The organism is Burkholderia sp. BCC0322, assembly GCF_902833045.1.
Classification (GTDB): Bacteria; Pseudomonadota; Gammaproteobacteria; order Burkholderiales; family Burkholderiaceae; genus Burkholderia.
On record NZ_CADFDU010000002.1, the window covers coordinates 152,926 to 170,037 of the forward strand.

Sequence of the window (17,112 nt, forward strand, 5' to 3'; positions counted from 1 at the left end):
CCGCCAATGTCGCACACTGACGCCACACTGTGCGGCGCGATGCGTGCACATGTCGGTCGGTTAGAATCGCGTGCAATCAAACAGAAAGCTTCCCTCCGAGGGCAATCGAGCGATGAAGCAGCACGACAAACAGAACAAGGCAACGCAAACCAACCACACCACCCGGCTGCTCTGGCGCATTGGCGCCGTCGCGGCGCTCGGCGGCGCCACGGCGCTGTCGCTGCATGCGGGCGCGGCGCGCACGGTGAGCGTGTCGCCGCAAGGCACAGTCACCGAAGTCCGGCAGGCCGTCGTCAAGTTCGACGAACCGATGGTCGCATTCGGCTCGGCGTCCGCGCCGAACCCCGCCCGCGTGACCTGCAACGATTCGACTGCCGCACGCGGCCAGGGCCACTGGCTCGACGACAAGACCTGGGTTTACGACTTCGAAAACGACCTGCCGCCCGGCGTGCGCTGCTCGGTTGCACTCAACGACACGCTGCGCTCGGTCGCCGGCAATGCGGCCAGCGGCCCGCGCCGCTTCACGTTCCAGACGGGCGGCCCGTTCCCGGTGAACGTCCGCCCCGGCTCGCGCGAGATCGAGGAACGGCAGATGTTCGTGCTGAAGCTGAACGGCCCGGCCGAACCGCGCTCGGCGCTCGCAAACATCTGGTGCGAGGCGGCCGGCATCGGCAACCGCATTCCCGTCACGGCCGCCGACGACGATGCGCGCAACGCGCTGCTCGATCACTTCGGCCTGAAGAAGGATGCCGCGCGCGTGCTGACGCTCTCGTGCGCGCAAGCGCTGCCGGCCAGCGCAAAGATGCAGCTCGTATACGGCAAGGGCGTCACGAGCCCGAGCGGAATCCCGAACGAGACGGAGCGGCGCTTCGATTTCACCGTGCGGGCACCGTTCGCCGCGAGCTTCTCGTGCGAACGCGAGAATGCGAAGGCGCCCTGCACGCCGCTGCGCCCGCTCACGCTGTCGTTCAATGCACCGATCACGCGCAAGAACGCCGAGGCGATCAAGCTGCGCGGCCCTGACGGTTCGCTGTCGCCGACCTTCGCGGCCGACGACAAGAGCGAGGAAGTCACCACCGTCACGTTCAACCCGCCGCTGCCCGAACAGGCCGGCCTGACGATCGAATTGCCGTCGGGCCTGCGCGACGTGACCGACCGCTCGCTGTCCAACGCCGACCTGTTCCCGCTCGCGACGCGCACCGCGCCGATGCCGCCGCTCGCGAAATTCTCGTCGGGCACGTTCGGGATCGTCGAGCGCTTCGCCGAACCCGATTCGCCCGCGCTCGTGCCCGTCACGCTGCGCAACGTCGAGGCCGACCTGCATATCGACGGCCTCAATACCCAGGGCGCGCAGTTCTCGAACCTGAAGGTCGACGACGACACCGCGATTCGCCAGTGGATGCGCACGGTCGACCGCTTCGACAACTGGTCGATGACGGCCGGTTCGATCGACAGCCAGATTCCCGGCCTGCTCGAACGCAAGGGCCAGCACCCCGTCTACGTACCGCGCGAAGCCGGCGAAAAAGCGCCCGCGCCGAAGGATCGCCGCATCGACGTGCGCTCGCTGACGCTGCTCAAGGGCCAGCCCGGCGTGCAGGCGCTGACGCTGCCGAAGGCGGACCCGAAGGCACTGCGCCCGTTCGAAGTCGTCGGCGTGCCGATCGACAAGCCCGGCTTCTATGTGCTCGAACTCGCGTCGCCCGCGCTCGGCCGCTCGCTGCTCGCGAAGCCGTCGAGCATGTACGTGCGCACCACGGTGCTCGTCACCAACCTCGCCGTGCACCTGAAACAGGGCCGCGAAAACAACCTCGTGTGGGTCACGACGCTCGACAAGGGCAAGCCCGTGCCGAACGCGCAGATCCGCGTGTCGGACTGCAACGGCGACGAGATCGCGTCCGGCAAGACCGACGCACAGGGCCTGCTGAAGATCGACGGCGCGTTCGAATCGAAGCGCGCATGCAGCTCGTCCGATTCGGAACAACGCTTCGACGACTACTTCGTGTCGGCCCGTGTGAACGATCCGAAGACGGGCCCCGACATGGCGTTCGTCAGCTCGGGCTGGAACCGCGGGATCGAATCGTGGCGCTTCAACGTGCCGACCGACACCGATAGCGCGCGGACCGTGCGCGCGCATACGGTCTTCGACCGCACGCTGCTGCGCGCGGGCGAAACCGTGTCGATGAAGCATTTCATCCGCGCCGAAACGCTGCAGAGCCTCGCGTTCCCTGCGCAATACCCGACGCGCGTGACGATCCGCCATCTCGGCACGGGGCAGACCTACAAGCTGCCGCTCACGTGGGCGGCCGACCACAGCGCGGACACGCAGTTCACGCTGCCTGCCGCCGCGAAGCTCGGCGAATACAGCGTCGAACTCGAAGGCGGCCCGGAGGACGCGCCGACCGCCACCTATTACAGCGGCAGCTTCCGCGTCGAGGCGTTCCGCCTGCCGGTGCTGAAGGGGTCGATCGGCGCACGCGACGCGCAGAAAAGCCCGCTCGTCGCCGTGAAGGAAGCGCCGCTCGCGGTGCAGATCGACTACCTGTCGGGCGGCGGCGCATCGAACCTGCCGGTGCAGGTGTCGGCACTGATGAAGTGGGCGTCGCCGCCGTTCGCGGATCGCTTCGAGGATTTCAGCTTCACGCCGTATCGCCCCGACACGAGCGACGGCAATGCCGACGACGATTCGCAGGACGGCGACAACGCGTCGGCGTCGAACAACGATCCCGACGCAACGAAGCTGATCGCCGACAAGCTGCCGCTGACGCTCGACCGCAACGGTGCGGGCTCGGTCACGCTCAAGGGCCTGCCCGACGTCGATGCACCGAAGCGCATCGCGCTCGAAGCGACGTTCGCCGACCCGAACGGCGAAGTGCAGACGATTCGCGGCGACACGATCCTGTGGCCGGCCGCGGTCGTGGCCGGCATCAAGGCGGGCCGCTGGGTATCGGTCGGCCAGCGCGTGCCCGTGCAGGCACTGGCGGTCGACCTGCAAGGCAAGCCGCGTGCATCCGTGCCGATCGAGATCAAGGGCGTCGCGCACATCACGACGTCGTCGCGCAAGCGGATGGTCGGCGGCTTCTATGCGTACGACAACAAGAGCGACACGCGCGACCTCGGCGTGCTGTGCTCGGGCAAGACCGACGACAAGGGCCGCATGGCCTGCGACGCGACGCTCGAACAGGCCGGCAACGTGCAGCTGATCGCGGTCGCCAAGGACGGCGACGGCCGCACGTCGAATGCATCGACGTCGGTGTGGGTCACGCGCGAAGACGAACTCTGGTTCGGCGGCGACAACACCGACCGGATCGACGTGATCCCGGAGAAAACCTCGTACGAACCGGGCGAAACCGCCCGCTTCCAGGTGCGCATGCCGTTCCGCTACGCGACCGCGCTGGTCGCCGTCGAACGCGGCGGCGTGATGGAAACGCACATCGTCGAGCTGAACGGCAAGAATCCGACGGTCGACCTGAAGGTTGGCGAATCGTGGGGGCCGAACGTCTACGTGTCGGTGCTCGCGCTGCGCGGCCGGATTCGCGAAGTGCCGTGGTACTCGTTCTTCACGTGGGGCTGGAAGGCGCCGGTCGAATGGGCGCGCGCGTTCTGGCGCGAAGGCCGTCACTATGAAGCGCCGACCGCGTTCGTCGACCTGTCGAAGCCGGCGTTCCGCTACGGTCTCGGCGAAATCAAGGTCGGCACGGGCGTGCACCGCCTCGGGGTGACCGTGACGACCGACGCGACGCGTTACACGGTGCGCAGCAAGGCGCAGGCGCACGTGAAAGTCACGCTGCCGAATGGCCAGCCCGTGCCGGCCGGCACGCAGATCGCGGTCGCGGCCGTCGACGAGGCGCTGCTCGAACTGATGCCGAACAACAGCTGGGACCTGCTCGACGCGATGCTGCGGCGGCGCGCGTACGGCGTCGAGACGGCCACCGCGCAGATGGAAATCGTGGGCCGCCGCCACTTCGGCCGCAAGGCCGTGCCGGCAGGCGGCGGTGGCGGCAGCGCGCCGACGCGCGAGCTGTTCGACACGCTGCTGCTGTGGAATCCGCGCGTGACGCTGGATGCGAACGGCAGCGCGACCGTCGAGGTGCCGCTGAACGACGCGCTCACGCGCTTCCGGATCGTCGCGATCGCGGCGGTCGGCCCCGACCGCTTCGGCACCGGCAGCACGTCGATCCGCAGCACGCAGGATCTGCAGTTGATCTCCGGCCTGCCGCCGCTCGTGCGCGAAGGCGACGCGTTCCGCGCGCAGGTCACGCTGCGCAACACGACCGACCGCGCGATGCAGGTCGTCGTGACGCCGCGCGTGACGGGCCTCGACGTCGCGCCGCAGACCGTATCGCTCGCGGCCAATACGGCAACCGAGGTCGCGTGGACGATCACCGTGCCCGAGCAGGCGCTCGACGCGGCCGGTGCGCTGAACTGGCGCATCGAAGCGGCCGAGCAAGGCGGCAAGCGCGCATCCGACGCGCTGGCAGTCGCGCAGAAGGTCGTGCCCGCACTGCCGGTCACCGTGCAGCAGGCGACGCTCGCGCAAGTCGACGGCACGCTGACGGTGCCGGTAGCCTCCCCGGCCGGCGCCGCGAACAACGCGCGAGGCCTGCCGCGCGGCGGCATCGCGGTGTCGCTGCAGTCGAAGCTTGCCGACGGGCTACCCGGCGTGAAACGCTGGTTCGAGCGCTATCCGTACCGCTGCCTCGAACAGCAGACCTCGCGCGCGATCGGCCTGCGCGACCCCGCACAATGGCAGGCGCTGATCGCACGCATGCCCGTCTATCTCGACAGTGACGGGCTCGCGAGCTACTTCCCGCCGTCGTCCGACGATTCGCATGCCGGCAGCGCGACGCTGTCGTCGTACCTGCTCGTGGTGTCCGACGAAGCAAGCCGCCTCGACCCGCGCTTCGCGCTGCCGGAAGACCTGCGCACCCAGCTCGAGGCCGGGCTCGCGCGCTTCGTCGACGGCCGCCTCGAACGCAACACGTGGGCGCCGCGCCAGGATCGCGACCTGCGCAAGCTGGCCGCGATCGAGGCGCTGTCGCGCTACGGCGCCGCGCAGGGCCGCATGCTCGGCTCGATCGAGATCGCGCCGAACCAGTGGCCGACGTCGGCGGTGATCGACTATCACGCGATCCTGACACGCGTGAAGGACATCCCGCAACGCGACGAGAAACGCGCACAGGTCGAACAGATCCTGCGGGCACGCCTCACGTACCAGGGCACGCAGCTCGTGTTCTCGACCGCGCGCGACGACGACCTGTGGTGGCTGATGACCAGCAACGAGACCAACGCGGCGCGTCTCGCGCTGGAATTCGCGGGCGACCCGGCGTGGAAGGACGAGATGCCGCGCGTGACGGCCGGCCTGCTCGCACTGCAGCGCCAAGGTGCATGGCAGACCACGACGTCGAACGCACTCGGCCTGCTCGCGGTCGAGCGCTTCTCGCGCACCTACGAGAGCACGCCGGTTGCCGGCGCGACGAAGGTCGCGCTCGGCGGCGAAGAGCGCACGATCTCGTGGTCGCAGGCATCGGCTACCGCGCCCGCCGATGGATCGTCGGCGGCGTCGGCCACCCCGGCCACCCGCGCCGCCGCGGCCCGCAGCGTGATGCTGCCGTGGCCGCGCGCGTCGCAGGCGCCGGCCACGCTGTCCGTCACGCAGGACGGCACGGGCCGCCCGTGGGCCACGATCGAAAGCCTCGCGGCGGTGCCGCTGCGCTCACCGTTCGCGGCCGGCTACCGGATCACGAAGACGGTCACGCCCGTATCGCCCGCCGTCAAGGGTGTGCTGACGCGCGGCGACGTCGTGCGCGTGCATCTCGACATCGATGCGCAGAGCGACATGACGTGGGTCGTCGTCAACGATCCGGTGCCGGCCGGTTCGACGATCCTCGGTTCGGGCCTCGGCCGCGACTCCGAAGCCGCGACGCAAGGCGAGAAGACGCCGGACGGCGCGTGGCCGGCGTTCATCGAGCGCGACTTCGACGGCTACCGCGCGTACTACGACTATCTGCCGAAGGGCAAATTCTCGGTCGAGTACACGGTGCGGCTGAACAACGTCGGCACGTTCGGGCTGCCGCCGACGCGCGTCGAGGCGCTCTACGCGCCGTCCGTGTACGGCCTGTGGCCGAACCCGCCGATGACCGTGAAGCCGGCCGAACCGGGCAAGTAACGAGACATTGATGATCGATCCGGTATTGCCGCGGCCGGCGCGTTTCGCCGGCCGCGTATTCATCGCCATCGTGCTGGCCGCGCCGCTCGTCGCGCATGCGCTGCCGAGCTACGACACGGTGCGCCGCAACTGGCGCAGCTCCGACTGGGTGCTGCTCGCGCGCGACGGCACGCCGCTGCAGCGCACGCGCGTCGACCTCGCCGAACGGCGCGGCGACTGGGTGTCGCTCGCCGATGTGTCGCCCGCGTTTCGCGAGGCGATCGTCGTGTCGGAAGACAAGCGCTTTTATGAACACAGCGGCGTCGACTGGCGCGGCATCGCCGGCGCCGCATGGGGCAACCTGTGGAACGAGCGCACGCGCGGCGCATCGACCGTCACGATGCAGCTCGCCGGACTGCTCAGCGATTCGCCGCGACGGTCGGGCCAGCGCTCGCTGCCGCAGAAGGCGACGCAGGCGGTCAACGCGCTGCTGCTCGAACGCGGCTGGCGCAAGGACCAGGTGCTCGAGGCGTACCTGAACCTCGTGCCGTTCCGCGGCGAGACGATCGGCCTCGCCGCGCTGTCGCAGGTACTGTTCGGCAAGGCGCCGTCGGGCCTCGACGCCCGCGAAGCCGCGATCGCGGCCGCGCTCGTGCGCGCGCCCAATGCGACGCCCGCGAAAGTCGCCGAGCGCGCATGCCGGATCCTGCGCGACATGCATGCCGAGCAGGCTTGCGCGTCGCTCGACGGCTACGTGCAGCTCGTCACCGCGCGTCCGGCCAGCGCCGCGCGCGACGACGGCGCCGCCCTCGCCCCGCACTTCGCGCGACGCATCGCGGCCGAGGTGCGGCCAACGGCCGGCGCACAGGTGCGCACGACGCTCGATGCGCCGCTGCAACGCTTCGCGCGCGACACGCTGATGCGCGCGCTGACCGAACTCAACGCGCCCGCGCACCGGCGCAACGTGCAGGACGGCGCGGTCGTCGTGATCGACAACGCGACCGGCGAGATTCGTGCCTGGGTCGGATCGTCCGGCGCGCTGTCGAATGCGCGCGACGTCGATGCCGTGCTCGCGCCGCGTCAGGCCGGCTCGACGCTCAAGCCGTTCCTCTATGCGCAGGCGATCGACGAGAAACGGCTGACGGCCGCGTCGCTGCTCGACGATGCGCCGATCAACCTCGCCGCCGGCGGCGGCCTGTACATTCCGCAGAACTACGACAAGGATTTCAAGGGCTGGGTGAGCGTGCGCAGCGCGCTCGGCGGCTCGCTGAACGTGCCGGCCGTGCGTACGCTCGTGCTCGTCACGCCGCACCGCTTCGCACGTACGCTGACCGCGCTCGGCCTGCCGCTCGCGCAGGAAGGCGACTACTACGGCTTCAGCCTCGCGCTCGGCGGTGCGGACGTCACGCTGCTGTCGCTCACCAACGCGTACCGCGCGCTCGCGAACGGCGGCGTTGCCCGCAAGGTCGTCGACGTGCCCGTGCCCGTGCCCGCGCCGGCTTCCGGCGCATCGGCCGCCGCGCAAGCCACCGACGGTACGCGCGTGTTCAGCGAGGCGGCCAGCTTCGTCGTGACCGACATCCTCTCCGACAACAATGCCCGCGTGCGCACGTTCGGCTTCGACAATCCGCTCGCGACGCGCTTCTTCTCGGCGGTCAAGACCGGCACGAGCAAGGACATGCGCGACAACTGGACCGTCGGCTTCACGTCGCGCTATACGGTCGGTGTGTGGGTCGGCAATGCGGACGGCTCGCCGATGTGGGACGTGTCCGGCGTCACGGGTGCGTCGCCGGTGTGGTCGGCTGTCGTCGGCTACCTTCACCGCGACCAGCCGAGCCGCGCGCCGCGCGCGCCGGTCGGCGTCGAGACGCGCCGCATCACGTTCGAACGCGATATCGAACCGTCACGCAACGAGTGGTTCATCGCGGGAACCGCGCTCGACACGATCCGGCTCGCCGCCCCCGTCACGCCGGGCAAGGACGGCGCACGCGCGCCGCTGACGATCGGCGCGCCAACCGACGGTACGATCTTCGCGATCGACCCGGACATTCCGCCGAAGAACCAGCGGATCTGGTTCGAGCGCTCGGCCGGGCGCGCGTCGAAATTCGCGTGGCGACTCGACGACAAGGTGATCGGGCATGCCGATCGCGTCGCGTGGATGCCGTGGCCGGGCCGGCACCGGCTCGAACTCGTCGATGCGCGCGGCAATGTGGCCGATGCGATCGGCTTCGAGGTGCGCGGCGCTTTCGCGAAGGCGGCCGCGCGCAAGCCCTGAGCGCGTGAGACCGTGAGCCGGCGTTACTCGCCGGCCACGTTTGCCTTTGGCGGCTGCGGCTGTGCGGAGAAATCGAGCGTCGGCGCGACCGAGATCGCCGCCGCGTTCGCCACGCCGAAATTCGGACGCGGCTGGTAGCCGAAGATCCTCGCGATCACGACGCCCGGGAACTGGCGGATCTGCACGTTGTAGTGCTGCACCGTCTTGATGTAGCGACCGCGATGCGGTTTTCCGTGCCTTCGAGCTGCGTCTGCAGATCACGAAACGCTTCGTTCGCCTTCAGCTCCGGGTAGCGCTCGGACACCACCATCAGCCGGCTCAGCGCCGCCGACAGCTCGCCCTGCCGCTGGTCGAACGCCGCGAGCGCGGCCGGGTCCTTCGCCATTTCCGGCGTCATCTGCACGCTGCCCACGCGCGCACGGGCCGACGCCACCTCGGTCAGCACGCGCGCCTCGTGCGACGCGTAGCCCTTCACCGACGCCGCGAGGTTCGGCACGAGATCGGCGCGGCGCTGGTACTGGTTCAGCACTTCGGACCACGCGGCATTGATGTCCTCGTCGGACGACTGGATCGCGTTGTAGCCGCACCCCGCGAGCGGAGCCAGCACGCAGCACACGAGCAGGATTCGAAACCATTTCATCGTGGATTGTTTCCGGTTGAACGCTCCGGCTGGAGCGGTAGGTGAAAAGAATCGGGTGCGCGGGAAAGCCGTGCGCAGCGCGCTACCAGCGGCCCGATGCGCCGCCGCCACCGCTCGAGCCGCCGTCGCCGCGGAACGCATCGGAGCTCGACCGCGATCGGGAGCCGGACGAAGAAGACGACGACGAAGACGAACCGATGCCCATCAACTTCGCCCAGATCACGGCGAGCACGCACAGCACGCTGAAGATGCCGGACAGCACTTCCCCGACCGAATAATCCATCTCGCGCCCGATCGCGATGATCATGAACAGCGTCCCGCCCACGATCGCCGTGTATTTGCGCACGCGCGCCGACAGAAACAGGTTGATGCCGAGCAGGCACGGCGCGATACCGGCCGCCGCCGGGACGAACAGCGCCGCACCCAGCATCGCTCCGGGACTGCCGTTGAAGATCGCGCCGACCGGCAGCATCACGATCGGCACGACGGCCGCCACGAGCCAGGCGGCCAGCAGCGCCACCCTGCGGCGCAGCCGGCGCCACTGCGCGACCACGCCCAGCACGACATTGGCAAGCGCGAGCAGGAACCAGAAGCGCGCGCCGCCCGTGTTCGTGCGTTTCCGCTCAGGCAGGCCGTTCGGCTGGTACTTTTCGCCGCCGCTTCGTGCGTCGCGGGGCGATGCGTTCGTGGCGCCGGTCGTGGCCGCTGCTTCCGTTGCGTATGCGTCGTCGCGCCCGCCGGGCGCTGCCGCGGGTGCCGCGTGCTCCGGTGTGGCGACGTCCGCCGGCAACATTTGGCGCGTCAACGCATCCACCGCATCGCTGATGCCGGCTTCAATATGGTTCTCGCGGAATGCCGGCACGATCCGCTCGCGGATGATCCGGCCCGCGACGATGTCCGGAATCGTCCCTTCGAGCCCGTAGCCGACTTCGATCCGCACGGTATGGTCGTTGAGCGCTGCGACGAGCAGCAGCCCGTTGTTGACTTCGGCCTTGCCGAGCTTCCAATGGTCGAATACGGTGGTCGCGAACTGTTCGATCGTCGCTTGCCCGGTCGACGCGACCAGCAGGATCGCTGCCTGTACGCCGAGCCGTTGTTCGAGCGCAGCGAGGCGGTCGGTCAGTTCGGATGCGCAGGCGGTGCCGAGCACGCCCGTCGTGTCCGTCACGCGGCCTTTCAGCGGTGGCGCGGCTTCGGGTTGTGCGGCGACCGGATAGGCCGCTGCGGCAGCCACATGCGTACAGGCCGACTGGGCCGGGGTGAAAAGCGCGGCGACCGACGAAGCCGCGACGGCGGTACCGCCGTCTTCGGTGGGCGCTGCCGTGGCCGCGCCGCCGAACAGCAGGACCGCGCTTGCCAGCAAGGCCGCGGCCTGCCAGAAGCCGGGCCTGCCGGCCGCACCCTTCATGCCGCGCGTGCGCCGAATGCCGTTTCGGGTCGTGCCTGCCCGCGATGCCGGATCGCCCTCACCGCCCGGCCGGCCCGTCTGTCGTTTCAAGTTCATGTCGGAAACGGCGCGCCGGCTCCATCGGGAACGGCGCGTTCTCTCGTCGTTTTTAATCGTCCCGCAGCATAACCAATTGTGAAAGGAACTGAAAGGTTTCCAGCCGACTTCCGGGCCTCGTCATTTCAATATGCCGCCATATCTCCCCGATACCGGCGCATACGTTTCAAAACGGTTGTCCTCCGCGGTTTCGATCAGCAGCCGGCCGCACGCGGTGCATTCGTACGCGGTTCTTTCAAGACAGTGGAGGCGCGTGTGCAAATGGTCGTGAAGCACGTTGCCATGATCGAGTTGCAAGCCGATGTAGTCGCTCGAATAACCGCGACTCACGAGCCAATCAGACGTCTCGCCCAGCTGCGCGGCCACGACGTAGCTTTGCACCTCGCTCACCAGCCAGTCGAAAAACGGTCCGTACGCCGTATCCTTGAGAATCCTTGCCTTGTAAGGCAGCGAATCGCAGTTGTCCCGAATCGTGTCTCCGCATATACAACTGATCTTGCTCATCATTTCCCCGGTGCTTGCCTTACCGTGATTGCAGTGAATCCGGATACCTTTATCGGTCGCCGCTTTTTCTTCGCTCCAGGCCGTTTCCACCTGACGTTCCGAACGGTCCTCTCAAGCCGCAAGCCATTGTGCGCCGCGATGGATTCGGTCGACAATATCGAGCACGCGATGCATTCGGACACAAACGACAAACCGACGCAGGCCGATTCCGGAGTCGACCAGAATGACAACCGAAACCGAGGGGAAGCTGCTCCAGTACGGCGTACAGATCGTCCCGCTCTTCCTGGGGCTGTATTCAGGCGATGCGCTGTAGGATGCCTATCTGCATGGCGGCATCCTGGAGTGTCACCAGGCCCGGTTGCATCCCATGACGTGCTGCTGGATCACGCCGGATATGGGCGAGCACTATCAGCAGTTGCTGATCGGCCATTGGCACACGCTCGTGCTCAGCATGGTACTGAGCCTGTTGCTCGGCTACGTGATGGCGCCGGCTCGTCCGCCGCGCAACTGACGCGCGTAACCGCCAGAGCAGGACTGCGCACGACACGCTCGACGGCAGGTCGCTCCCGGTCGCAGGCAGGCCTGACGAGCCAAACGGGCAAGCAGCGCCCCGATTCGGGACCTAGAATATGAACGGCACCGCACCTTCGGCGCCGACCGGTTGCCCCACTCTCCTCAAGGCCAGCGACCATGAACACTCCCCCCAGGCGTTTCATCCGCCCCGCGCTGGGCACGCTCTGCCTCGCCACCCTCGCGACGCTGCAGGCTTGCAACGGCGATGCCTGCTTCGGTGTGGATGTCTGCTTCAACAACAACACGCAGACCGTCGCGATCTCGGGCACGGCCGCGACGGGCGACGCACTCGCCAGCGCGCAGGTAACGATCAGTTGCGTGACGGGTTCGGCGACAACGCTGACGGATGGCGGCGGCAACTACAGCGTAACGGTCAATGCCGCGCTGCCGTGCGCGATCACCGTGACGTCGGGCGGCACGAGCCTGCATTCGCTCGCGTACGCGGGCGGCACGTTCAATACAACCCCCGAGACCGAACTGATGCTGGCCTATCTCGCCGCCCAGCTCGGCACGAACACGGCCACAATGATCGGCAATTTCCAGGGTAATCCGCGCTATCAGCAGGCGATGAACAGCTCGAGCACCGTGCAGGCCGCGCAATCGGCCGTGGTCACGAACCTGCAGCAGCGCTATTCGGTCACGCTCGCGGCATCGGCCTTCCTGAGCACGCCGTTCACGGTCGGGCAGCCGGGTGTCGACGGCGATCTCGTCGCGCTCGCGAAAGCCGGCGCGATCGACTCGAACGGGATGCCGGACCCGGCTGCCGTGTCGCTGCTGACGCAGGCCGGCGCGGCGCATCCGCTGTAAGCGGCCGGCGGCGGGAAGAAGATCGCCCGGTAGCGGGCGTCAGGTGCGCGCTTCGGGCTCGCCGTCGGCCAGCAGCGCCCAGCGTTCGTGGTCGCGCCATTCGCCGCCGATGCGCAGATAGCGCGGCGAAAACCCCTCTTTCGTGAAACCGAGCCGCCGAACCAGCGCAAGCGACGCGTGGTTGCCGGGCTGGATGTTCGCTTCGAGCCGATGCAGCCCGAGTTCGCCGAACGCGACGCCGATCGCCGCGCGCATGGCCTCGGTCATCAGCCCCTTGCGGCTGAACGCCGCCATGCCGTAGTACCCGAGATACGCACTCTGGAACACGCCGCCGACGATCTCGTTGAGGTTCACCACGCCGACCACCGCCCCTGACGTACGCTCGCGCGCGACGAGGCCGACGTTCGGCCCCGTCAGGCAACGGGCGAACCACTGGTCGAAACCCGCCTGGTCGGTGAACGCGTCGACCCACGGCAGATGGTGACGCCGGCTCGCGCGATTGGCGGCGATCAGGTCGGCGGCGTCGGTTCGGGCGACGCGGTTCAGCAGGATCGGGCTCATGGGTCGGTCGACAGGCGGCACTTACGCGGCCTCTCCGCGCCCGCACACGACGGGCGCGGCCTGCGCCTGTTGCTGCGACAGGTACCGCAGCAGCTTGGTGACCATCCACACGACGATGCACGACAGCGCGACGAAGAACACCGCGAGCGGCGTCAGCACATGAATCGACACGAAACCGGCCAGCCCCATCATCGCGGACGACACCAGCAGCAGCGCACATCCGAGGATCGCGCTCGTCAGGCCCGCGATATGCGGAAACAGCGAGTTGCCCTTGGCCATCAGCGTCGGGTACATCGCGCCCGCGCAGAAGCCCATCACGAGCACCGGCATCGCCAGCGTCCAGACGCGCAGCCCGACGGTCAGCGCCAGCACCAGCATCGCGACCGACGCGCCTGCCATCACGCGCGCGCCGATGCGCAGCCGTTGCTCGGCGCTCGGCAGCCCGGGCCCGTGAATCCGGTTCGACAAGCCGCCGAGGAAATACATCAGCCCGATCCCGAGCGCGAGATAGCCGAAGAAAGTCGGCGGCTTGTGCAGCGTGGTCTGCACCATGAACGGCCCGACGATGTTGAACACGAGCAGGATGCTGTAGCACAGCCCTTGTGCCAGGAAGCAGCTCTGGAACACCGGGCTCGCCAGCACCTTGCCCGCGTTCGTCATCAGCGTGCGCGGCTCGAGATGCACCGGTTTCGGCAAGGTTTCGCGGTAACGCCACAGCAGCGCCCACATCACCAGCGAGTACACCAGCAGGAACACGAGGCACGCGCGCCAGCCGAACCATTCCTGCAGGTGCGCGCCGATCACCGGCGCAACGATCGGCGCGAGCCCCCACGCGATCGACATGTACGTAAACGCGTGCATCAGCGCCTGGCCGGAGAACGAATCGGTGATGATCGCCTTCGCGAGCAGGTTGGTGGTCGCGATCCCGAAGCCCTGCAGGCAGCGCGCCAGCACGAACGTCTCCAGGTTCTGCGCGCCGAGCGACAGCAGGCAGCCGATCGTGTAGATCACGAGCCCGAACGCGAGCACGCGCTTGCGCCCGTATGCATCGGCGACCGGCCCGAAGATGAGCTGGCCGAGCGCATAGGCCGCCATGTAGCCGGACACGCTCGACTGGATCGCCTGCGGCGTGGTCGCGAACGAACGTGCCATGTCGGGCAGCGCGGGCACGTAGATGTCGATTGCGAGCTGGCCGGCGGACGCGAACAGGCAGATCAGGAACAACAGGAATCGCGGCGAATTCGACTCGCGCGCGGGAGTGGGCGTGGCGTTCATGACGACCGGGAAGGATTCAGGCAGCGGTGACGCAGCCACGCGATGTTCGAATTGCGAACACGCGTGCGGCGCGGCGAATTCCGTATTGTGCCTGTTGTGGGGTCGCGCGGCCGGATTACCCTGGCACGGGCGAGGTTGAATGCCGGTTGCGGGATGGCCGGGAATCCGCTGTCGGTAAGACACCGGCGGCCTCGCGCCGCTTTAATTCTGGTTTAAGCCGGCCCCCGCATAGTCGCCGATGGCTCTCTCCGCGAGCCGCACGATTCGTTCATTATTGCTTCGATCAGTCTTGTTTGATGGAGATATGAAGATGCGATTCCGTTCGTTCATGGCGGCGGGCACACTGGCGCTCGCGCCCGTGTTCGCGCTGGCCGGGCAGACCGGCGCCGCCGTCGCCCAGCCGATATTCGTCAACGTCAACGGGCAGACCGTGCCCGTGAAAGCCGAAACACGCGTGGTACAGACGGCCGTCGGCCCGATGAAGGTCAGCACGTGGCGCTGGCAGAGCCCGCAAGGCGGCGCGAGCTTCGAGATGCAGACGTCGTCGTCGGGCGGCATGCCGCCGGCCGCGGCGCTTCGGCAGATGCAGGCCGCGCAGTACCAGATGCAGGCGGCCCAGGCGCAGATGGCCGCGATGCAGCAGCAGATGATGGCGCTCCAGCACGTCGCGCTCGCCAACGCATTCGGGATGTCGGCGCCGCAACCGGTCGGGTTCGCGATGCCGCCGTGGGCAATGCCCGAGCCGGTGCTCGTCATCGTGCCGGCGCAGCCGCCCGCGCGCTCCACGGCGCCGGCAGTGCCGGTCGCACGCGGGCCGGAAATCAAGGCCTGACGCGTTTCGCGTCGCCGGCCGACCAGCGTCGCTACCGAAACCGCCGGCACGCGCCGGCGGTTTTTCATTGTCGCCGCCGTTGCCCGCACGCCGCCGGCGGCGCCCTTCCCGTCGCGCCGCGCAACGCGGCACGCACGAATCCGGCATCGAATGTCGTCAGGCTTGCTCGCCCCGCGGGCGGCGCGTAGCTGCCGTTCGACCGATGCGTGTCGAGCCCCGTCAGCGGCGGATTGATCACGCACACGAGATGCAGATCGCCGCGCGTCGCGCGTCGCGCGCAGGAGGTGCGGATCATTCAGGTTCAGTGCGTAGATCGCGCCGGGCGTGATCGGGTGCCCCTTGCCGGTGGCCGTTTCGACGACTTCCCCTTCGCCCGCCACGCCGTAGTTGGTTTCGAAATGGTGCTTGTCGTGCCGATGCAATTCCGCCCCTTCATGCACGCGCGTCTCGTGAACCGAACAGCCGACGCCGTCCTGCTTGACGATCATGCGCTTGCTGTCCCAGCCCGGGCCGTGCGCGTGGGGTTCGGCATGGGCGATATCGGCCGAACTTTCGATAATCAGGCGTACCTCTGAATAACGACAAGGAAAGGGAAACGAACGGGAGAAGGCGGCTATCCCGAAGGATCACCGCCGAGGTGCACGCGCCCGTTGCGAACGCAACGATTTCTGCAACGCAGCCGACATGAAAGCCGACTGGTCAGCCGGCATACGCGGCGCGCATCGACTGCAGGGGCCCGCAAAACGCCGCACCGGCCCCCGCCACACTGCCAGATGACGATCAATACTGCGCCTGATCCGTCGGATTCCTGAACAGCTGCCTCATCTCCGCCGACAGCGGATAGTTGAGGCTTACGCCCTTCGGCGGAATCGGCTGCGTGAACCACTGGTTGTAGAGCTTCTCGGCCGCGCCCGACGTCTGCATTTTCGCAATCACGCCGTCGACGACATGCTTGAACGCCGGATCGTCCCTGCGCATCATGCACGCGTAGTTCTCGTGGACGAGCGGTGTGCCCGCCACCGTGTACGCGCCCGGATTGCGGTCCTTCGCGATCTCGCCGTACAGCAGCGGCTCGTCCATCACGAACGCCACCGCGCGCCCGGTCGTCACGTTCATGAACGCTTCGGCGTGATCCTTCGCGCTGATGATCGTCATGTTCATCGCCTTTTCTTCATTGAGCTTGCGCAGCAGGCGCTCGTCCGACGTGCCGGCGGTCGTCGCAACCGTCTTGCCGGCCAGGTCGGAAAAGTCCTTCACGCCCGAATCCTTGCGCGTGCTGAAGCGGATGCCGTACAAAAAGATGCTGTTGGAAAACGCGGCCTGCTTCTGCCGTTCGAGCGTATTCGTCGTCGATCCGCATTCGAAATCGATCGTCCCGTTCTGCAGCAGCGGAATCCGGTTCTGCGACGTGATCGGGATTTCCTTCACCGCGAGATTCGGCAGGTTCAGTTCCGTCTTCAGCTGGTCGATGATGCGCGACGCGATGTCGCGCGAATAGCCGATGTTCTTCTGCTGGTTGTCCGAATACGAGAACGGCACCGACGATTCGCGAATGCCCAGCGACACGACGCCCGTGTCCTTGATCTTCTTCAGCGTGCCGGTGAGGGCCTGCGCGTGCGCGCTACCCGCCAGCGCACAGGACAGCGCGACGGCCAGCCAGCGTAAGCGGCGATCCATGCTTTTCTCCTGACGAAACGTTGATCGAATCGCGATCGTACGCCCGACAAAATTCGCACCCTATCAGGGAAAGCGTAATCAACCTTCCACCGCAGCCAGGGCGTGAAAGATGTTTTCCGTACCGCGCAAACCGGCCCGCGCCGCACATTTCGCCCGATCGGCCGCGCACGGGCTCACCCCCTCTTCTGTGCCACACGTTCCAAACACGCGTTCATGCTGCGGCGCAGCAACGTAATCGTTTGCGCCCGCCCCGTTTTTTCTCGTGAAACGCACTCAAGAAGCCGCCACGCAGGCCGTTACCCAGTGCATGGCGCGTCGC

Annotated in this window: 11 protein-coding genes and 2 pseudogenes; 5 read left to right on the plus strand and 8 right to left on the minus strand. The window is 67.7% G+C overall.

What is annotated here, in order from left to right; translation table 11 throughout:
- Window positions 1-112: 112 nt before the first annotated feature.
- Both HWX39_RS06805 and pbpC read left to right on the plus strand, forming a co-directional pair.
- Window positions 113-6,166 carry an MG2 domain-containing protein gene (locus HWX39_RS06805; protein ID WP_175966421.1) on the plus strand — a complete coding sequence of 2,018 codons (6,054 nt, stop codon included), beginning with the start codon at window positions 113-115 and terminating at the stop codon, window positions 6,164-6,166.
- A gap of 10 nt (window positions 6,167-6,176) precedes the next feature.
- Window positions 6,177-8,420, plus strand: a complete 2,244-nt coding sequence (gene pbpC / locus HWX39_RS06810) for a penicillin-binding protein 1C (protein WP_175966423.1) — start codon at window positions 6,177-6,179, stop codon at window positions 8,418-8,420.
- A 23-nt stretch (window positions 8,421-8,443) separates the two neighbouring features.
- On the opposite strand, the pseudogene HWX39_RS06815 reads toward pbpC, so the two are convergent.
- The 3 genes and pseudogenes from HWX39_RS06815 to HWX39_RS06825 all read right to left on the minus strand — a co-directional run bounded on the left by HWX39_RS06815 (window position 8,444) and on the right by HWX39_RS06825 (window position 11,158).
- A pseudogene (locus tag HWX39_RS06815) lies at window positions 8,444-9,060 on the minus strand (LemA family protein).
- An 82-nt stretch (window positions 9,061-9,142) separates the two neighbouring features.
- Window positions 9,143-10,564, minus strand: a complete 1,422-nt coding sequence (locus HWX39_RS06820; RefSeq protein WP_175966425.1) for a TPM domain-containing protein — start codon at window positions 10,562-10,564, stop codon at window positions 9,143-9,145.
- Window positions 10,565-10,684: 120 nt separating this feature from the next.
- Window positions 10,685-11,158 carry a hypothetical protein gene (locus HWX39_RS06825; protein WP_175966428.1) on the minus strand — a complete coding sequence of 158 codons (474 nt, stop codon included), beginning with the start codon at window positions 11,156-11,158 and terminating at the stop codon, window positions 10,685-10,687.
- A 277-nt stretch (window positions 11,159-11,435) separates the two neighbouring features.
- Between HWX39_RS06825 and HWX39_RS36130 the strand changes: the two genes are divergently transcribed.
- Window positions 11,436-11,579 carry a hypothetical protein gene (locus HWX39_RS36130; protein ID WP_244134936.1) on the plus strand — a complete coding sequence of 48 codons (144 nt, stop codon included), beginning with the start codon at window positions 11,436-11,438 and terminating at the stop codon, window positions 11,577-11,579.
- A 179-nt stretch (window positions 11,580-11,758) separates the two neighbouring features.
- Complete coding sequence (locus HWX39_RS06835; RefSeq protein ID WP_175966430.1) at window positions 11,759-12,448, plus strand: hypothetical protein; 690 nt, start codon at window positions 11,759-11,761, stop codon at window positions 12,446-12,448.
- A gap of 39 nt (window positions 12,449-12,487) precedes the next feature.
- Here the strand turns inward: HWX39_RS06835 and HWX39_RS06840 are convergent, their stop codons facing one another.
- Both HWX39_RS06840 and HWX39_RS06845 read right to left on the minus strand, forming a co-directional pair.
- Window positions 12,488-13,009, minus strand: a complete 522-nt coding sequence (locus tag HWX39_RS06840; protein WP_175966432.1) for a GNAT family protein — start codon at window positions 13,007-13,009, stop codon at window positions 12,488-12,490.
- Window positions 13,010-13,030: 21 nt separating this feature from the next.
- Entirely contained in the window at window positions 13,031-14,284 is a 1,254-nt protein-coding gene (locus HWX39_RS06845) for a multidrug effflux MFS transporter (RefSeq protein ID WP_175967617.1), read from the minus strand.
- 310 nt (window positions 14,285-14,594) lie between these two features.
- Between HWX39_RS06845 and HWX39_RS06850 the strand changes: the two genes are divergently transcribed.
- Window positions 14,595-15,116 carry a hypothetical protein gene (locus HWX39_RS06850; protein WP_175966434.1) on the plus strand — a complete coding sequence of 174 codons (522 nt, stop codon included), beginning with the start codon at window positions 14,595-14,597 and terminating at the stop codon, window positions 15,114-15,116.
- 64 nt (window positions 15,117-15,180) lie between these two features.
- Here HWX39_RS06850 and HWX39_RS36135 read toward each other — a convergent pair whose 3' ends face one another.
- From HWX39_RS36135 to HWX39_RS06860, 3 genes and pseudogenes are all read right to left on the minus strand, one after another.
- Window positions 15,181-15,411, minus strand: coding sequence for an ectoine synthase (locus HWX39_RS36135; RefSeq protein WP_244134937.1), 231 nt, complete (start codon window positions 15,409-15,411; stop codon window positions 15,181-15,183).
- 25 nt (window positions 15,412-15,436) lie between these two features.
- A pseudogene (locus HWX39_RS36140) lies at window positions 15,437-15,733 on the minus strand (ectoine synthase); the annotation flags it as partial.
- 163 nt (window positions 15,734-15,896) lie between these two features.
- Window positions 15,897-16,793, minus strand: coding sequence for a glutamate/aspartate ABC transporter substrate-binding protein (locus HWX39_RS06860; protein ID WP_175966436.1), 897 nt, complete (start codon window positions 16,791-16,793; stop codon window positions 15,897-15,899).
- Window positions 16,794-17,112 lie beyond the last annotated feature (319 nt).

What these genes read in the sequence shown, in the direction of transcription:
- HWX39_RS06805 (WP_175966421.1), top strand. Translation starts at nt 113, where the DNA reads ATGAAGCAGCACGACAAACAGAACAAGGCAACGCAAACCAACCACACC.
- pbpC (WP_175966423.1), top strand. Translation starts at nt 6,177, where the DNA reads ATGATCGATCCGGTATTGCCGCGGCCGGCGCGTTTCGCCGGCCGCGTA.
- HWX39_RS06820 (WP_175966425.1), bottom strand. Translation starts at nt 10,564, where the DNA reads ATGAACTTGAAACGACAGACGGGCCGGCCGGGCGGTGAGGGCGATCCG.
- HWX39_RS36130 (WP_244134936.1), top strand. Translation starts at nt 11,436, where the DNA reads ATGACGTGCTGCTGGATCACGCCGGATATGGGCGAGCACTATCAGCAG.
- HWX39_RS06835 (WP_175966430.1), top strand. Translation starts at nt 11,759, where the DNA reads ATGAACACTCCCCCCAGGCGTTTCATCCGCCCCGCGCTGGGCACGCTC.
- HWX39_RS06840 (WP_175966432.1), bottom strand. Translation starts at nt 13,009, where the DNA reads ATGAGCCCGATCCTGCTGAACCGCGTCGCCCGAACCGACGCCGCCGAC.
- HWX39_RS06845 (WP_175967617.1), bottom strand. Translation starts at nt 14,284, where the DNA reads ATGAACGCCACGCCCACTCCCGCGCGCGAGTCGAATTCGCCGCGATTC.
- HWX39_RS06850 (WP_175966434.1), top strand. Translation starts at nt 14,595, where the DNA reads ATGCGATTCCGTTCGTTCATGGCGGCGGGCACACTGGCGCTCGCGCCC.
- HWX39_RS36135 (WP_244134937.1), bottom strand. Translation starts at nt 15,411, where the DNA reads ATGATCCGCACCTCCTGCGCGCGACGCGCGACGCGCGGCGATCTGCAT.
- HWX39_RS06860 (WP_175966436.1), bottom strand. Translation starts at nt 16,793, where the DNA reads ATGGATCGCCGCTTACGCTGGCTGGCCGTCGCGCTGTCCTGTGCGCTG.